Source organism: Stenomitos frigidus ULC18 (assembly GCF_003003795.1).
Taxonomy (GTDB): Bacteria; Cyanobacteriota; Cyanobacteriia; order Leptolyngbyales; family Leptolyngbyaceae; genus Stenomitos; species Stenomitos frigidus_A.
In genome coordinates, this window is sequence record NZ_PVWK01000097.1 from 134,752 (window position 1) to 153,102 (window position 18,351).

Here is an 18,351-nt window from a genome sequence, read left to right on the forward strand (position 1 = left end):
GCGGGTTGAATCATCCCTCTCTTTTACAACAGCTCTCTACAAAATCTCTACAGTGCCCTTCTGACCATCTATGCGGACGCGCTGACCGTCTTGCAGAAACTGCGTCGCGTTATGAATATCCATGACAGCAGGGATGCGGTACTCACGAGCCACGATCGCTCCATGCGACAATCTTCCACCCACTTCGGCAATCAGCCCTCCGGCTCTTGCCAGTAGTGGTGCCCAGCCAGAATCGGTGTACGGCACAACGAGAATTGTTTCTCGATGGATATCCGGTAACTCTGCCAAACTCCGCACCACTTTCACGATGCCCTCTACCTGTCCCGGACTGGCTCCAATGCCCTGTAGCTGTTGGGACGACTGCCAGTTGTACGCACTGAGCGTCGGTGCGGGTGGATCATTTCCATAAACCAAAAACGGCACCGCTTCCACTGCACGATCGGCCTCCCGTTGCGATCGTCGCTGCTCCACCAGTTCTCGAATATTACCCTCCCCTGCTCCCTCTGCCTCCCGCTCCTCGCCCCTCTCCCCTCTCCCCCCCAACCGCCGAATCTCCTCCCACTCCAGGAAAAAGATATCGCCCGACTCAGACAACAACCCTGACTCCAGCCAGAGCTTTTCCAGCGCTACAAAGCTCCAGCGCAGTTCTGCCAGCAAGCGACTGTAGACCTCCGTCACACGCCCTTTGAGCGTCAGCCGACGCTGTACCCGCTTGACGCTGCCAGTTGCCCGATCGGGCTGAGACAAGCTTTCAGGTGGATTTTGGCAAAACTGGACAAACAGCGATCGCACAGGCTCCGGCTCTTCGCGCCACGTCGGCACCGCAATATCAGTCCCCACTTCGCTCAAGTAGCCATATTGCTCCAGTAGGGCGTCAAACTGAGACAGAATCGCCTGTCCATCAGGGCTTTGTGAGAGCAACGTGAGGGGTGAGGGGTGAGGGGTGAGGGGTGAGGAGTGAGGGGTGAGGGGTAAGGAGTCGTTTTGAGTGCTGCTGACCGCTGACTGCTGACCGCTGACCGCTGACCGCTGACCGCTTCCCAGCACTTCTCGCGCCGATCGCGCTAACGCCTGAAGCGATCGCAAGGCCGCAATTTCTGGCGTATCGCTGTTGTCCAGTTGTTCATCTTTAGCCTTAAAAAGGCCTTTCCGCAGCGCTGCACTGAGGGGAGCCAGAATGCTGTAGTAGGTGGCGGTTTGCAACAGGTTGAGAATGCGATCGATCCGCGTCAAAAGGTCTGTTCCTCCAAGTGCAGACGCAGGCTGGCGGGCAAATTCTGCTAGAGCGGGTGCGAATTGACGACGAGAGTCTTGCCGAAAATCTGCTTCTAGATGCCACTCTCGACCCGTTAAGCGCAACAGTCCCGGTAGGTTTCGCAGCGTGGATTGGAGCGGTGGTTTGCTAAATTTTGCGCCTCGTGTCAGAAACTCCAGGCTTTCCGGTGGCAAGCCCATGCGTCGAAACAACTGTCCCAACAGCGACGCATTGAAGTAAGCATAGGAATAATGCAGCGTCGCCGTCTCGTTAAAATCTAACCCCATGGCGCGTTTGCCTAGAACGAGGGTGAACAAATCGCCCCAAACGCCGCAGGTCAGGGGACGATTGATTGACCAGGTGAGGGGATGGATTAAACCAGGAATCACCTCAGCCGCAATTTTGCGCGTCCAGATCGGCAGTAGCGTGGTGATGGGTCGCGTTTGCAACAGCCAGAGCTGTTTGCCATCGTAACTCCACTCGATATCTTGAGGAATGCCTTGATATTGCGCCTCTAAATGTCTGGCTAGAAACGCAACCTGCTGGATGAGTTGAGGTGGCACAGTGCCGCTGCCGTGAACCGTCAAGGTGCGATCGCCTGGTAGCAGCCAAGCGGCTGGAGCCTGAGCCGTCGCAGGCTGAACGTCGATCGCGGGCACAAACACCTGGTAACTCTCAGGCGTGACCTGCCCTGATACCACCTGAGACGCGCTGCCTGGAAGGGCTTCGATTACCACTGCATCACCCTGCCGCGAGATCGGATCGCGGCTAAAGGCAACACCCGAAAAGACTCCCCGCACCTGTTGCTGGATGAAGACAGACATCGCCGCCTCAGGTAGGTTGCGATCGCGACGATACTGAACCGCACTCGCCTGATTGTAGGACGCAAAACACCGAGAAATCGCAGGCAGCAACTGTTCGCGGCGGACGATACTGGCAATGGATTCGTACTGTCCTGCTGCCGATGCCGTTTCCGAATCTTCTCCTACAGCCGACGATCGCACAATGAGCGGGGCTTTGGGCGAGGGCTTGAGCAACTCTAGCAACGGTTCTGGGTCATCACCAGCGCTGAGCACCCAACCCATCGGTACAGGGTAGCCCGATCGCTTCAAACGTGCCAGTGTGGCGGCTTTTTGCCCCACCTTACGAGCATCGAGTGGATCATTCAATGAGCGGATGGCGCGATCGCTGCGAAAGAATTTGAACGTTGACTGAGTTCCTGCCTGAGCTGCGGTTGGAGCTAAATCTAAGTCATCGGGAAGCTTGGTATAAATCCAGCCCAACATGACTGAAAGGATGATCGCGGCTCCAATCAGCTCATGGTCTAACGGATGGCGTAACGCTGTCATCAGCGGGAAGATCACAAGCACGCTGAGTCTTCCCTGCCGTCGTTCGCGCAGAATCGTAAAGCTGATGCCGCTGATGAGAAAGACAAAGCCAGCCGCGATCGGGTCATGAATGACATAGCCCCACACGACGTTCGTTGTCCCCGCGCCCTTCCCAAACCAGTAGCGCCCGACGACCAATGCCATGAGTGCCACCAGTTCCCAGGCAGGATCGGCTGGAAAGAACGATCGTGCCAGCAAAACAACTGCGATACCCTTCAAGGCTTCAGACAAGACAGCAAGAATGCCTGCCATGCGCCCACCGTGGTAGAACGCAGCCGAAACGCTGACGTTCCCAGTGCCCAGTTTGGCTAACTGCCGTCGCGTTAGAGCGTACGTAATCCAGGCAATCAAGGGCAGCCCACCCAGCAATGGACAGACGATGAAAAGCAGTAGCGCACCCCAGACTTGCGTTAGCGTCATAAATCAACTAGATCCCCGACTTCTGCAGCAGATTGAGACGAATCGATCGGGACTGAATCAAGCAGTCGGGGATCGATGCCGCTTCTTTTGGTCGGCAAGCCAAACATGAATTTCTAGAAGCAACTAGCTGCCGATACCGCCTGTATAAGCATCACCGCTTGCCAGTTCAGGGCGTGCTCTCAGTCCAGGCAGCGCCTTTGTTTCGCCTGTTTCAATGTAGCCAACGTAGAAGGCACCTTCTTCAACGCTGAGTGCGCTGGCATTCACATCGCCTTCTAGTCGAGCGGTACGGCTTAACGTCAGCTTCCCTTCTACCTGCACTCGTGCTTTGAGCACTCCGTGCACCGTCAGGTTTTTAGCGCGCACTTCGGGTCCTTCAATGAGCCCGCTTTCAGAAATCTGCATGTCTCCCCGCACTTCGACCGTGCCATGAATAATGCCATCAACCAAAAGGTCGCCTTCAACGTGGAGCGTCCCTTGCAACTCGCTGTTGGGGGCAATGTAGGTTGGTAAAGTCTTTGACGGCGGTGGGGTATTTTTTCTAAACATGCCTTTTTCCGAGGGTAAGACTCCAACATTCAGGTCTTGTGAGTGTCCAAACGGCAAGTTTGCCTTCTAAGTCCTCGCCGTCATCATGGCACATCTGCTCACTGAAAGTTAAGACTTTGCCCTAAAAACTTGCGAGTTTCGGTCGTGCACGATCGTTCATTTCCTATCAGCCATAAGCGTGGGTTTAGATGATACGTGATTGGCTTCACAGCAAAACCCACCTCTACTAAGGTCCTCGCCACGATCGCCAATCTCCCGTCATCAGGCCTTTACACCTGTAGACGCTGCGAATCATCATGAATGGTTGCAATCAAGCGTAGGATGGGTGAAACCTGGTGGTGAGGATAGATACATGGTCAAGCGTTTATTGCCTGGTGGAGCGACACGTAATCTGAGGAGATCCTTGAGTCGTCGTCAGCCGCTACAACGCTATTGGCTCATCGGGACAACGGCGATCGCGCTCTCCGTGATGGTCGCCACTCCGTTACGAGCTGCCACTACAACCAAAATCGCTGGTTTCTTTGGTTTGCCAATCCCAAACTTGCCCATTCCCGGTGGTTCGGTTGAGGATCTGCTGAAAGGCGCGGTCGTTGATCAAGCGGTCAAAGCGCTGGGCAGTACCTTAAAAGATGACGCACCGATCGAGTCGAGTAGCCAAGCCACGTTCCCAACTGTGAATCAGCTACCTGGCACAGCCTTTAAACCGAAAGCGATGCCAACGACGCTGATGGCCCAACTTCGCAATGCTACGGATGGTGCGGTCGCCTTACAGCCAGGGGACTATCGGATTCCAGTCAACGTGTTTTGCATGAAAGTATCGGCGCATAGTCCGGCAGGGCATCGCTACTTGCTGGCACCGCTCAAAGGAAAATGGGCCGATATCATTGTGGCGCTGAACGCACGATCGGCAGGTACTACTATTCCTCATCCTCAACTCCAGGTGCTGTCCTGGAACTTGCAGGCGGGCATGAAGTATGAGGAACTGGCGACCGAGCAACGGGCGATCGTCGATCAACTGCTGCCTGACTATAAGCCACGGCTGTCGCGCAGTTTTTACGAGCAAATCGAGTCGACCTGGAGTCAGCTTTCCGGCACTGTACCAGGCTTACCGTCGATGGATTCGGCTCTGGGGCGTTTGGGCGACGTTGGCAGTGCGATCGTCACCCTCCGTCAAACTCGCGACACCCTGCTCCGCTACGGCAATAACTTTGAAGCACTATCAAATGCGTTGGTTCTACCTGGGCAGGCAAACACGCCCAGTGATGGAGCGAATACGCCGTGGAGCCAAATCAGCCCACGCGTGTATGCCCGCCTCATGACCAAGGGCACCTATGCCGATCCCGGTGAGCTTCAGATACGGGTGACGGTAGAAGCCCCTGTGGGGTTACGCGATCGTCACCTGGTTGCCACCACAGATTTAGCGGGTTTGAATCTGGCAGGTTTAGACCTCGCTGCGATGCCGGTCAAAGTGCCGCTTGCTGGGCTTGTTGGCGATCCACAGGATAGTAGCGTACAGCCCTTATCCATGTCTCCGAAACCAGAGGACAAGGATGAAGATGAATCGGGCTCTGGGTCGTTGCAGATCCAAGAAAGAGGGTTTTCGGGCCCGCAGCCCCCTGCTCCGTTGAATCAGGTGTAGCAGTTCAGCGGTCAGTGGTTAGTAGTTAGTGGTTAGTTTTGGGTTGTTAGTGGCTCCTGTTGAAAGAGGTTGAAAGCATTTTCCATAAAGCGTTTCAGTTCGTTTTAACGGACTTTGACTGTTAGCCCGCAATTTATTGCAGGGCGAGTCTTGCCAGCGGTTAATGTTGCCAGCGGTTAAAGATTCCAGTTAAGGAAACACTGCGCCCTGGTTTGCACCATGCTTTGTGCTGGCGTCGTAGGCTTTGTGCTTCTGCTTGAACGCTGCTTTGACGGCATCGCGCTTTTGAGTGGCGAGTTTGTTCAAGGCATCACAGGACGCAGCAGGCGGCATCGCTTTTAGTTGGCTGAGCAAATCGTTACCAGCGTCAATGCCCAACTGTTTATGCCCTTCTTCGTGCGCTTGTAGAGCTGCCAGATGCTTTTTCCAGCGATCGATCAAGGGTTGAGGCGTGCCAGCAGGTGGCGTCCATGCGGGCAAATTGAAGGTCGTTTTAACGGTCACGGTGACGGTTTTTAGTTTGCAGCTTACGCCCTTCTTGCCGCCAGAAGTGAACTGAGCATCCAGATCCCAGAGGGTAGAGGCGTCAAAGCGCTTGCCCTCATCCTGGTTCATGGGGCCCAGTTGATTCATCTGCGATCGCAGTTCAGCCACTGTTCTTCCCTGGATTGTGTACGGCGAAACCGTTGGTGGAGCGACCACTAAATCGGGGTCTGCTGCCCAGGCTGCAGCTACACAACCCACAATGCAACTACCGACCAACACGGCCAAACCTTGATTGAACATGGAGTGCTTGGATGCGCGATCGCTTACGGTTTGCTTGATTCTGGTTTGCTTGTTCCTGGTTTGTCTGACCCTGGAATGGTGATATCGATCGCGGTCACTGGCTGCCCTAACGTGTCTAGCGATGGCTTGATGGTGGCTTGATTACCGACCACTAGCGTCACGATATTTTCGGGTTTTAAGTAGGTTTTAGCAACGCGCTGCACATCGGCGATCGTCGTTGCAGCAACGCCTTTTTGATAGCGGAAGATAAAGTCATTTGGGTAACCAAAATATTCGTAGCGCAGTAACCGAGACAGCGTTTGATTGGGCTGCTGAAAGTTGAAAATAAAGGAATTCAGCACCGAATCTTTCGCAAAGGCAAGCTCTGCTGGCGCGATCGGCGCTTTGCGAATGGTCTCAATCTCTGTGCGCACACTTTTGATGAAGGGCACAGTTGCGTCTGATCGGGTCTGTCCGCCTGCCACAAAGAGCCCTGGGTAGTCATACTGTGGCCCCCAATACGCGTAGACCGAGTATGCCAAGCCCTGACGCGATCGCACCTCGTTAAACAGCCGTCCGCCAAACCCGTTCAGCACTTCATTCATCACTGACAGCGCTGGATAATCTGGACTATTCACCTGTCCACCCAGGTGCCCAATTTGCACATTGCTCTGCGTCAGTTGGGGCTGATTTACAAAAAAGATACCGCCTTGTTTGGCCTGAGCCACTGTTGGCAAGGCTGCGGGTTTTGCTTCCGAAGGCTTCCAGTCACCAAAGGTCTTTTCTACCAGCTTTCGCATGGCCTTGGTCTCAAAATCACCAACGATACCCAGGAGGATGTTGTTCGGATAAAAATACTGTTGATGGAACTGCACTAAATCGTCACGAGCGATACTTGTCAGCGTGGCGTACTCAACGTAGCGAGCATAAGGACTCTTGTCGCCATAGACCAATTTGCGAAACTCGCGATCGGCGATCGAGTCTGGTTCGTCATTGCGACGGGCAATGCCCCCCCGCTGCTGTGTTTTTGCCAGATTGAGCTTGTCCGTTGGAAAAGCAGGCTGCTTCAACGTTTCAGCAAACAAGCTAAACACTTCTGGCAAATCTTCCGTGAGCGTGTCGAACCCAGCGTTGCCAGAATCTTCGTCGATCGAGGCTTCCACTGAAGCTGCCCGCTGCTCTAAAAATTCGTTGATGGTATCGGCTGTGCGGGTTTGGGTGCCGCCCGATCGCATCACAGTACCCACTAACTCTGCCAACCCGACCTTCTCTGCAGGCTCCAGGCGATCGCCGGTGCGAATTAAAGCCGTCCCATTAATCAACGGCAGTTCATGATCTTCCACCAAATAAACCAACATGCCGTTTGCTAATTTGAACCGGGTATATGCCGGCAATTTAATGGCTGGTGGTGGTGAAAATTTCAGATCTGTATAGTACTTGGGCGTCGCTGCCGCCGCTGGGCGCAGCGCCAAAAACAACAGCAGTAGCGGGATGATCACAAAGGAAAAGACCAGTGCGATGCTTTTTGCCGTTTTCTGCTTTTTCGTTTCTATGGTCATTGGCACCGCTTCCTCAATTGCTTTGTTGCGTTAATACCATTAATCGCTTGATTGCTACCTAAAGACCTCATCCCCTTCCCTTGCCTCAAGTCGAATCACTGATTACCTTCGAGGTTTCGCACCTCCATCAGACTTAAAAGGATGACCAACGGGTTAATTTCATAGTGCTTTCGGCAATAGTTTACCGATCGTCCGATTTTGGGGCACAAACGTTGCTTGTGCGACACGCTGAATATCCTGAGTAGTCACTGCTGCAATTTCGTCGATTTGTTTGAATAAGTTGCGCCAGCTTCCGGTTTTCACTTCGTATTCCAACAGCGCTTGCGCCATGCCCATGTCTGAATCCAGCGATCGCAGTAAGTCTGCTCGTGCCTGAGTTTTTACGCGATCGAGTTCTTGAGTTGAAACGGGTTCGGTTTTCAGGCGATCGATTTCAACCCGTAAGGTGGCAGCAACTTCATCAACGGTGTGACCTGGAGCCGTGAGCGCATAAAACAACATCAAATTAGGAAACTTATTGCCTGGAAAACCGCTAAACCCAGCCGCATTCAACGCCAACTGTTGCTTTTCGACCAACGACTTGTATAGGCGCGACGTGCGTCCACTGCTGAGGATGCTGGCAATCATGTCGTAAATCACATCGTCGGGATGCTTGAGCGCCGGACGGTGATAGCCTTCCAGATACCAGGGCTGTGTTTCGAGCCGTAGAGTTAGTGATCGTGGTTCAGTTTGAGCGGGTTCGGTTGCGACCACTTCTGGAGGCGCAGGTTTTGCCTTAAACCGACCAAAGTAAAGCTGTGCGAGCCGTTTGACCTCAGTTGGGTTCACGTCTCCCACAATGGCGATCGACAGATTATTGGGCGCATAATGCGTTTCATAAAACGTCTGCACATCTTTGCGGGTCAACCCCTGAATGTCCTGGTTATAGCCAATCACAGGACGACGGTAGGGATGCACTTTAAACGCGACATCCGAAAAAGCTTCCACCATCTGACCGATCGGCGAATTATCCGTCCGCAGTCGCCGTTCTTCCAGAATCACATCTTTCTCTTTGTAGAACTCCCGAAAGACCGGTTCGAGAAAGCGCTCCGACTCCAGCGACATCCAGAGTTCTAGCTTGTTTGATGGAAAGCTATAGAAATAACGGGTCGCATCAGCTGACGTGTTGGCATTCAGCCCCACGCCGCCTGCTTGTTCGACAATCCGCCCCAGTTCGTTTTGCTTGGCAAGCTTTCCTGCAGAGGCTTCTACCTGAGCAAATTCTGCCTTTAGTTTGTCCAGTTCTACTTTCTGATTCTGTGCCGTTGCTGCCTGGATTTGCTCTGATAGCCGATCGAGCTTGTCCAGTAGAGGCGCTTCTGCCTTGTAATCAACGGTGCCGATGCGAGTCGTACCCTTAAAGGCCAGATGCTCTAGGAAATGCGCAACCCCTGTTTTGCCGTCTGGCTCATCGGCACCACCGACATCGGCATAGGTGAGGAAGGAGACGACTGGCGCTTGATGCCGCTCTAGCACAATAAACTTCATGCCATTGGCTAACCGAAACTCTGTGATTTGCTGGATCACCCGATCGAGATACGGTTGAATAGACTGCGGTGGCTTAACGGCCGGTGCGTTTTCAGTCTGCGCCAGAGCCATAGCGGGAACCATCCCCCAGCTCAGCAAAAGTGTTAGCAGTAGGGCAATGGCTCTAGTAGCGTGTTTAAGCATCAACGCAGCAACAGAAAAGGACAGGAGCGATCGGCAAAACTGAAGCATCGGCAACTAGAAAGGAAGACGCAGATTCCAGGATAACCTGCCCCGGTCATTGAAACCGCTTCTAACGATCAGCCAGCAGCCAAGAAAACGCTGACCGCTGACCGCTGACCGCTCAATTTTGGTAGTGGGCAGCACGGTTTATGCGTTGACCCATCCATCAAGATAGGGAGTCCTGACCGACTGGTCTTGCTTTATGAGCTTTCTGACCAGCGCTACCAATGTTGCGATCGAAAAAGATCTCAAGCAGTTTTTATTCATTCTGCTCGTGGCTCTGAGCGCTGCTGGTCTACCCAAGATTTTTTCGTCATTGCGGCAGGTGCCCTATACGCTGCTGTTGGTCATGGTCGGCCTGGGGTTAGCGCTAGTGGATGTGCGATTGCTGGATTTGTCGCCAGGCATGATTCTGATGATCTTTCTGCCCCCGCTGCTGTTTGAAGCCGCGTGGAATATGCAATGGCCCGAGCTAAAAGAAGAGCTATTGCCCAGCGGTCTCTATGCTGTTGGTGGCGTGGTGCTGTCGATCGCCACCGTGGGCTGGACACTCCACACCTTTGCACACATTGCCTGGATGACAGCCTTGCTGGTGGGCGCCTGTCTCTCTGCTACCGATTCTGCGGCGGTTATTGGGCTCTTTCGTGAAGTAGGAGCGGGGAAACGGCTGACCACACTGCTCGAAGGCGAAAGCTTGTTTAACGATGGCGCGGCGGTTGTTGCGTTTGGCGTACTGGTGGAACTGGCGATCGAAGCCAGCATTTACACCAAGTTTGTCCAAGCGGGCTTACTCAAAAGCTCGTCACTCCCTATCATGCAAAAAGCGTTTGATGCTTAAGGAGCTTGCTATGCTCCGACGGGCGATTTGTTATTCGACAACAACATACGAGCATGGAGGGACTCGAACCCCCGACCCTCAGGACCGGAACCTGATGCTCTATCCACTGAGCTACATGCCCTCGTTCTTCCGAGAGTATAGCATTGTTAGAAAGACTAAAGGATGAAGGCTAAAGGCTAAATATTGAGCATTCTTAAAGGTACGTTGCCGGATCAACGGGATCACCGTTTTGGCGGACTTCAAAGTGGAGGTGAGGCCCGGTGGAGAGCCCGGTAGAACCAACCGCCGCGATTGCCTGTCCACGCTGTACGGTTTGCCCTTCGGAGACGTAAAGCTCGCTGGTGTGACCATACAGGGTTGTGATACCGCCACCGTGATCGATGATGACGGCATTGCCATAGCCACCGTACCAGCCTGCGAAGATGACGGTGCCGCTATCGGCTGCGTTAATGGTTGTGCCATAGTCGGCTCCAAAATCAAGGCCGGAGTGAAAGCGCTGGTAGCCGAGGATGGGATGCATCCGCCAGCCGAATCCGCTGGTAATTTCGCCCAGGCAGGGGACGATCATTTGTCCGGTCCCGCGAAAGGCAATGCCGCCGCTGCCAACGCGCTGCTGAATGAGCAGCCCAATGTTGCGAGAGTCTTGCAGCAGTTGAGTTTCGGCTACTTCTAAGGCACGCCGATCGCTCCGTAAGCGTTCGATCATCGTTTGCTGTGAACCTGCCTGCGCTTCAAATTCTGCCTTTTGCGCCAGGAGTTCTTGCTTGAGCAGGGCGATCTGGTTTTTCTGTTGCTCTACTCGATCGCGTTGCTGGTCGATGCGATCGGTGTCTTGCTTAAAACCACTCAGCAGTTGTTGATCGGCTTTGTAGAGGCGTTTGAGTTGATGACGGCGATCGAGAAATTCGTTCAAATTTTGGCTTTGTAACAATACGGCCCAGCCGCGATCGGTCTGCTGACGCTGAAGAAAGCGCAACCGTGCTACCGTTGCAAACTGCTTTTGTCGATAAAGCTGTTCTGCTTTGACCAGCGTCACCTCTAACGATCGCAGTTGCGTAGTTGCGGTTTGCAGTTGAGCCTCACTGGTTTTGATCTGGCTAGCCGTGGCTTTGATGCCCTGGCGTAAACCTTGAAGATTTCCCTGCGCTGCCTTTTCTAAGTTTTTCAGGCGCTCGTGTTCTTTAGAAATTTGCGATCGCTGCTGATCGATCTGCTGCTGCTGACGCTGCAAATCTGTGACTGAGCCCCCTTGCGCGATCGAGGGCTGAGTCACGGTACCCATGTCAACCAGCAAAAGCAGACAGAGTAGACCTGTAAGCAGTCTGTTGGTCAGATTAAGCTTTGCGACCAGCGTTTTAATTGCCTCAAAAAACCAAAGCACCATTCCCAGGAACCAGCAGAGTAGCCAAACAAGACACCATTATGACCACAATGGCGACTTGGGCAAGCGTAAATTGAGAAAAGATTATCGCGATTGTGATTGCTTGACCTTCTAACACCCGGCATTGAGGATCAGACACTCGTCAATAGCGGAAGACTCAGCCGCGAGTGTTCAAGACTCAGCCACGAGGATCAAACACTCGTTAACGAGGATCAAAGACTCACTCACCAGTATCAAAGACTCGTCGCTGAGTGTTAAACACTCGTCGTTGAGGATCAAACACTCAGCCACAAGTATCCAAGCTTGGTGAGCAAGTATCAAACACCCGTTGTTGAGGATCAAAGACTCAATCGTGAGTCTTAAAGACTCGTCGCCGACAATCGAAGACTCATTGTGGATCACGAGTCAGGCTAAAGCTGACCGCTGACCGCTGACCGCTATTTTGTCCTCACTAGCGCTGCATGTGCTCTGTCAACAATGCCTGTGCTCGCGGCTTGTAGAGCAAGTAAAACAAGGCTTCTGTGTAGCGCAACATGTCTTCCCGGTCTTCTTTAGAGGTGTAGTTCCAGAAGCCATAGATTTTTGCCAATGAAAGCAGCCGATTGGTGTGGATTTTCCAGGTGTAGGTGCTGTAAACCCGTTCAATACCTCGATTGGAAATGTCGCTCCAATATTGGGGGGTTTGATCGCACTTGGAAACAAATTCCAGTATGGTTGCTGCCATCTCTTCTGTGTGAGTGGGGTTGATGTAAAACCCGTTGAATTTGTCCTGAATAATTTCGAGCGGACCACCAAAGCGAGTGGCGAAGGTCGGCAGTCCAGAAATCATGGCTTCCAAAATGGTCAGACCAAAGGCTTCAAAGAGAGCCGGTTGGACAAAGACACCCTGATGGTCGGCAATGATGCGGTAGATCTCGCCAGAATCGCCTTTTGCCAGACGTACGCCCAACCAGCGCACTTTGCCGTGCAGGTCATACTCGTCAATGATCTGGTAGAGCTTTTCGATTTCGCTAATCTCTTCGTGGTCGGTGGAGTCTTCGGTGCGGAGTTTGCCTGCAATCAAGATGAGGTTGCAGTGCTCTTGCAGTGCTTTACTCTTACCAAAGCATTCTGCCAGACCCGTCAGGTTTTTGATGCGATCGAGCCGTGCCATCGAGAACACTGGGCGCTTACTTGGATCATCCAGCTTGCCAATGACTTGAGCTGGATCATCCAGTGTAAAGAGGAGGTCTTCTAGCCGATCGCGATCGCCGAGCAAGCGATCGTCCGTGCGCGTATAGGGGAAATACACCGTTTCGTTGACACCGGGCGGCACCACGTTAAACTTGGGGCTGAACAGCTCAATGCCGCTAGTGACGTGATATAGCTCTGGCATCGTGAAGCATTTGTACGATTCATACTGCCCCACACTTTCAGGCGTCCCGACGATTTCTTGATAGGTGCTGCTGATGATGAAGTTAGCCGCGTTCATCGCAATCAGGTCTGCCGTGAACTGAAGTGAAAAGTGATACTTGTCATCCAAATCTTGCCAATAGAGATTACTGAACAGGTATTTGGATTTTTCGAGTGCGTGGGCAACATTGCACTGAGTCACTTTGAGCTTGCGTGCCAGCAAAAAAGCAACTAGATTGCCGTCGGAGTAGTTGCCAATGATCAGGTCAGGCTTACCGCTAAATTCGGCGCGGAGTGCGGTTTCAGCATCGATCGCAAAGGTCTCCAGATACGGCCAAATCTCAAACCGAGAGATCCAGTCCTGCGTCAGCTTAGGGTTAAACTCACGGAACGGCACCCGCAAAATCCAGGCATCTTCAGTGCCGTAGATTTTCTCCAGTCGCTGGTTGCACGTCGTACCGTCACTATTGGGAATTAGCCGCGTCAGCACAATCACTTTAGGATGGATATTCAACACATCCAGTCCAGCAAGTTCAATATCTTCTTGAAGCTGTTTTTCCAGGCTTTTCACCTGATCGAGAATATAGACAATTTGTCCACCCGTATCGGGGCGTCCCAACACGCCTTCTTGCCCAAACCAGCCGTGCGGCGAAATCAGAGCAATCTGAAAAATCATGGGAATGCGAGCCGCAAAGGACTCTAGTACCTGATGGTCGGGCGAGTCAATCAGCTGATCGAGTAACCCCAACGTTTCCCGTACGCGCAGAGCCGTATTGCCCCAGCCGGGCTCAAAGCCAAGCGTTTGGAGGTCAAAGCGGAATTGTTCGTAGGGGGCATCGTCGGGGCGATCGCTCAACCATTGCAGGGCTGTCTTGATCTGTTGCGACAATGCTTGTTGGGTTTGAATGCGCTCATTGATTAATAGTTGATGACCATTATGATGATGCAGCCGCAGAAAGTTAAACGCGCTATCCAGCCACTTGTTCTGATCTTGGAACAGTTTGCTAGAGAGATAGCGATTCAAATACTCAACGCCCTTACCAATATTTTTGGGATCACGAATAGCCGGTGAATAATCATAAAAAGGCTGAAAGTCGATTTCAAAGACGTCCCCGTCTTGAGGATGGTAGCGATTGACAAAGCGATCGCGTAGATCCAGCAAATCGCTAATGCTCATCGGCTCCACGGTGAGATCTTCCAGTAAACGATAGGCCTCCTGGCTGGCAATGCGGGGTCGAATAATGAGGCAAAGGCTGTTGCCATCCAGAATAATTTCCTGCACATGGTAAATTAGCTTGCCTAGCCGAGAGGAGGTTTGAAACTGCTCAGACTGTTCATAATGACTGCAGTAATCAGAGAAGGCTGCAAGAATTTCATTGCGCAGCAGATAGCGCTTTTCGGAAGCGCGAAGCTGGCTGGCAAACTGTCTTAAATTGGTACGTTCATCACTGTTGAGCACAGCCTGAATTAAGTCGGACATGCGTTATTCTCCCGATAGACAGTCAATTATTCTCTTGTAGCCCTGCGATCGTGGTGGCTCGCAGACATGGTGATCAGTCAGTTACCCGTGGCGTTCTGAGCCCAGCGCGATCGAGCGGCAAATCACATGCAAACACTCAGCACTGAATAACAGGAATGATGTCGTTGCCATACTAGAGGCACCGTGTTGTAGAGTGCGTCCTCCGGACGTTTGAACCAGGCACGATCGGCTCAAACAAGATGCGCTAGAGCTTGTTGAAAAAGCTCATGGTTGGAAGCGGTCAACAGGTAGTCATAGTCATCAGCGAGCAGTAAGCAAACTCCCGTTAGAAACATGGCACGGCCATGTCTCTACAAGAATGCGACCTTACAGACCTTACAGCCATATTCCTTAATAACGCCTAAGCAGTCCCTGTCTCGTCTGAAGCAGAGAGGCGATAGGTTGCTCGAACTCTAGGCCCAAAGACGATGACATCTTCGGGCTTCAATGCCCACGTCCGATATTTTTGCCCGTTGATTAATAGCCCATTCGTACTTGCCTTACCATCCAGATCGCCATCGGTAATCTGATAGGTATAGCTGCCATCGCCCTGAAAGATTTTGGTGATAATTGCGTGATGTCGAGACGCAAATTGAGAATGTAGACAAATATCGCTCTTCGGATCGCGCCCAAGTTGATATTGATCAAGCTCTAAAATGAGATCGCGCTGACCGCGATCGTCCTCAATGACCAAAAAGGGTCTGCCTTGAGGGCGCGCATCGCTATTGTCTAGATCAGGTTCAGGTAGAAAGCTGTCGCGGCTGTGCACATCGCCGTCTATCACGGTCGGCGGCTCGTTAAACCCAATGCCATACCAGGCTGGATTAGTCGTCGGTGGGCGCTGACTCAGCCCTGACCGATCAGATGCTAACTGGCGAGCTTGCCAGGAAACGTCGTCATCGGGCTTAATCGTGAGGGCGCGATCGTAGCTGGCGATCGCTTCCTGGTAGCGTTGCAGAGCGACCAGCGCATTGCCGCGATTGCGCCATGCCAGGTAGCTGGCTGGGTTGATGTGCAGCACGCGATCGTAACTGGCGATGGCTTCTGTAGGGTGGCTCAACCCGTACAATAACGCGTTACCCCGGTTTTGCCAGGTCTCTTCGTGATCAGGCTTGCTTTGCAGCACCCGATCGTAGCTCTCGATCGCCTCTGTGTAGCTACCGAGACCATATTGCAAAGCGTTACCACGACAGAACCAAATCTGAACGGACGCATCGCTTTTGGGTCGGAGGCTGAGTGCTCGGTCAAAGCTGGCGATCGCGTCTACGTAAGAGCCACACTTTTCCAATGCCAAACCGCGTTCATACCAGACCTCGTAAAAATCGGGTCTAACATCAATGACGCGATCGTAATGGGCGACTGCCAGAACGTAGGCTTCAGTCGCAGCCGCTGCTAGCCCTTGTCTAAACCACAAAAGAGCATCGCCGCTGAGTTGGAGTTGACCTGTGTCAAGCATGGCTCAATTTCCTGAAATCCAGTACCCATCCAAACAAACAGGGAGCCGAGCGCTATTCTTTACGATAAGAAAAACAACTTAGTAATCCGTAGATTCTACTAACCTTACATAAAACTAACGTAAAACGACAAATCTTCTTACACTTCCTTTAAAGAAAAGCAGAACATCGCGAAAATGAGGGATGGCGAAAAGGTGAGCCTTATGAGTAGAGGCAGGGAAGCGGCGGCGAGGAGCGAGGGAGAGTCGGGGGAGAGCTTGAGTTTTGAGGTAAATTTGGCTATCGACGACTGACAACTAACGACTAACCCAAACATCCGCCCCAACAGTTTGCATTCAAACGATTGCCATGCTATTCTGTTTGTATACGAAATGTATGACCTAGTATATTTTAACAGGAGAAGACGCGTATGCTGACAGTTCGCACGGCTGAAGACCGGGGACATGCTAACCACGGTTGGCTGAACTCCTACCATTCATTCTCGTTTGCTAACTACTACGATCCACAACACATGGGCTTTCGGAGCCTGCGGGTCATCAACGAAGATATGATCGCCCCTGGTGCCGGATTCCCAACCCATGCTCATCGAGACATGGAAATCATCACGTATGTGGTCTCTGGTGCCGTCGCTCATAAGGATAGTATTGGTAACACGGAGACGATCGGTGCAGGGGGGATTCAGCGCTTTTCAGCTGGCACGGGAATTACTCACAGCGAGTTCAACCCCTCCAACACGGAAGCTCTACACCTGCTGCAAATCTGGATTCTGCCAGAACAACAAGGCATGACGCCCAGCTATGAGCAAAAAGAGTTTCCAACTGAAACAAAACTCGGTCAATGGCGCACACTGGCTAACCGCGAGGCAGCCGATGGTGCAGCGAAACTGCATCAAGATGCGGCACTGTACGCCACCATCCTAGAACCGGGTCAGCGATTAAGCTATGCGTTGAATGCCGATCGTCATGCCTGGGTGCAAATTGTGCAGGGCGAAGTAACGCTCAACGGTACAACCCTCGATAAAGGCGATGCTGCCGCCATTAGTCAGGAAACTGAGCTAGTGCTTGAAGCCAGTACGGACGCAGAAATCTTGCTGTTTGACCTGGCATAACCCTTTAGAGACGCGCTTCACCGACCAGTAGTCGCGTCTCATTTCACTCTTTCACGGAGGCACTTATGGCACTCGGTATGATGGTTGACGGCAAATGGACAACTGAATGGACGGAACGCGATCAAACGGGCAAATTTAACCGGATGCCGACGAAGTTTCGCCACTGGATTACGGCAGATGGTGCCAGTGGTTTCAAAGCCGAAGCAGGACGCTACCACCTCTACATTTCGCTGGCGTGTCCGTGGGCGCATCGGACGTTGATCATGCGTCAGCTTAAAGGATTGGATGCCGCGATCGGTCTGTCGATCGTCGATCCGATTCTGACTGACAAAGGGTGGGGCTTTTCAGATGCTCCGGGTGCCATTCCTGATAGCGTGAATCACGCTCAGTCTTTGCAAGAAATTTACGTCAAAGGAGACGAGCACTACACCGGACGCATCACCGTTCCCGTGCTGTGGGATAAACAAACGCAGACGATCGTCAACAACGAGTCGCGCGAGATCATTCGGATGTTTGACACCGAATTTGGGGCGATCGCGAAACCCAACACCGATTTTTATCCGCAAGCGCTACGAGAAACGATTGATCAGACGATCGATGCCATCTACATGCCCATCAACAACGGCGTGTACCGCTCTGGCTTTGCAACATCTCAGGCAGCCTACAATGAAGCGGTGACGGAACTGTTTGAGAATCTCGATCGCTGGGAAACGGTTTTGGGTCAGCAGCGCTATCTCTGCGGTAGCCAACTGACTGAAGCGGACATCTGCATGTTCACAACGTTGCTACGGTTTGATGCGGTGTATCACGGGCATTTCAAATGCAACCTGAAGCGCATCATCGATTATCCCAACCTGTGGAACTACCTGAAAGAGATCTATCAGTATCCCGGCATCAAAGCGACCTGCAACCTCGATCACATTAAACGCCATTACTACATGAGCCAGACGCAGGTAAACCCCAATCGGATCGTGCCCAAAGGCCCCATCATTAACTTTGACGAACCCCACGATCGTGCCCGTCTTTAGCGCGAGAAGATAAGGTAGACCGCTCGCACCTCTGACTTCGCATGTCTCTAAGAAGGGGCTAAGAACGTGTCAGGATCTCCTCACTATTGCTTCAAAAGCTCATGCTTTGGTCAGAGGGCGGTTTGGCTTTGTGTGCACCGGCTTGATCCAATTGCATGATGAGCATACAGTCTTTGTACTGTGCCCTCACCAAAGCTAGAAACACTTAGAAGCAGTCGCTATTGAGGTGTGTGAACGCATAGAAGCAGTGCTCACCCGTGGCTGGTTCCACGATGCCGTACAGGTCGGTAGCCTTAAACTGCCACTG

Annotated in this window: 12 protein-coding genes and 1 tRNA gene; 4 read left to right on the top strand and 9 right to left on the bottom strand. The window is 52.5% G+C overall.

Annotated elements, in window-relative coordinates:
* Positions 1 to 36: 36 nt before the first annotated feature.
* Positions 37 to 3,063 carry a glycerol-3-phosphate acyltransferase gene (locus C7B82_RS17395; protein WP_106257537.1) on the bottom strand — a complete coding sequence of 1,009 codons (3,027 nt, stop codon included), beginning with the start codon at positions 3,061 to 3,063 and terminating at the stop codon, positions 37 to 39.
* Between the two features lie 123 nt (positions 3,064 to 3,186).
* Positions 3,187 to 3,612, bottom strand: a complete 426-nt coding sequence (locus C7B82_RS17400; protein WP_106257538.1) for a bactofilin family protein — start codon at positions 3,610 to 3,612, stop codon at positions 3,187 to 3,189.
* Positions 3,613 to 3,964: 352 nt separating this feature from the next.
* Here C7B82_RS17400 and C7B82_RS17405 point away from each other — a divergent pair, with 352 nt between their 5' ends.
* Positions 3,965 to 5,251, top strand: a complete 1,287-nt coding sequence (locus C7B82_RS17405; protein WP_106257539.1) for a hypothetical protein — start codon at positions 3,965 to 3,967, stop codon at positions 5,249 to 5,251.
* A 189-nt stretch (positions 5,252 to 5,440) separates the two neighbouring features.
* Here C7B82_RS17405 and C7B82_RS17410 read toward each other — a convergent pair whose 3' ends face one another.
* The 3 genes from C7B82_RS17410 to C7B82_RS17420 all read right to left on the bottom strand — a co-directional run bounded on the left by C7B82_RS17410 (position 5,441) and on the right by C7B82_RS17420 (position 9,333).
* The gene (locus C7B82_RS17410; protein WP_106257540.1) at positions 5,441 to 6,037 is read right to left on the bottom strand and encodes a DUF922 domain-containing protein; all 597 of its coding nucleotides are present in this window, start codon (positions 6,035 to 6,037) and stop codon (positions 5,441 to 5,443) included.
* 23 nt (positions 6,038 to 6,060) lie between these two features.
* The gene (locus C7B82_RS17415; RefSeq protein WP_106257541.1) at positions 6,061 to 7,575 is read right to left on the bottom strand and encodes a M16 family metallopeptidase; all 1,515 of its coding nucleotides are present in this window, start codon (positions 7,573 to 7,575) and stop codon (positions 6,061 to 6,063) included.
* 159 nt (positions 7,576 to 7,734) lie between these two features.
* Positions 7,735 to 9,333: a M16 family metallopeptidase gene (locus C7B82_RS17420; protein ID WP_106257542.1), complete on the bottom strand. Its 1,599-nt coding sequence runs from the start codon at positions 9,331 to 9,333 to the stop codon at positions 7,735 to 7,737.
* Between the two features lie 193 nt (positions 9,334 to 9,526).
* On the opposite strand from C7B82_RS17420, the gene C7B82_RS17425 reads away from it, so the two are divergent.
* A complete protein-coding gene (locus tag C7B82_RS17425; RefSeq protein WP_106257543.1) occupies positions 9,527 to 10,162 on the top strand; it encodes a cation:proton antiporter domain-containing protein in 636 nt (211 codons plus the stop codon).
* Positions 10,163 to 10,210: 48 nt separating this feature from the next.
* Here the strand turns inward: C7B82_RS17425 and C7B82_RS17430 are convergent.
* From C7B82_RS17430 to C7B82_RS17450, 4 genes are all read right to left on the bottom strand, one after another.
* Positions 10,211 to 10,283, bottom strand: a tRNA-Arg gene (locus C7B82_RS17430).
* A gap of 72 nt (positions 10,284 to 10,355) precedes the next feature.
* On the bottom strand, positions 10,356 to 11,546 hold the full coding sequence (locus tag C7B82_RS17435) for a murein hydrolase activator EnvC family protein (protein ID WP_245939963.1): 1,191 nt from the start codon (positions 11,544 to 11,546) through the stop codon (positions 10,356 to 10,358).
* A 448-nt stretch (positions 11,547 to 11,994) separates the two neighbouring features.
* Complete coding sequence (locus tag C7B82_RS17445; protein ID WP_106257545.1) at positions 11,995 to 14,415, bottom strand: sucrose synthase; 2,421 nt, start codon at positions 14,413 to 14,415, stop codon at positions 11,995 to 11,997.
* A gap of 400 nt (positions 14,416 to 14,815) precedes the next feature.
* A complete protein-coding gene (locus C7B82_RS17450; protein ID WP_106257546.1) occupies positions 14,816 to 15,910 on the bottom strand; it encodes a tetratricopeptide repeat protein in 1,095 nt (364 codons plus the stop codon).
* A gap of 407 nt (positions 15,911 to 16,317) precedes the next feature.
* Here C7B82_RS17450 and C7B82_RS17455 point away from each other — a divergent pair, with 407 nt between their 5' ends.
* Together C7B82_RS17455 and C7B82_RS17460 are read left to right on the top strand one after the other, a co-directional pair.
* The gene (locus C7B82_RS17455) at positions 16,318 to 17,016 is read left to right on the top strand and encodes a pirin family protein (protein ID WP_106257547.1); all 699 of its coding nucleotides are present in this window, start codon (positions 16,318 to 16,320) and stop codon (positions 17,014 to 17,016) included.
* Positions 17,017 to 17,081: 65 nt separating this feature from the next.
* Positions 17,082 to 18,044: a glutathione S-transferase family protein gene (locus C7B82_RS17460; protein ID WP_106257548.1), complete on the top strand. Its 963-nt coding sequence runs from the start codon at positions 17,082 to 17,084 to the stop codon at positions 18,042 to 18,044.
* Positions 18,045 to 18,351: the final 307 nt, after the last annotated feature.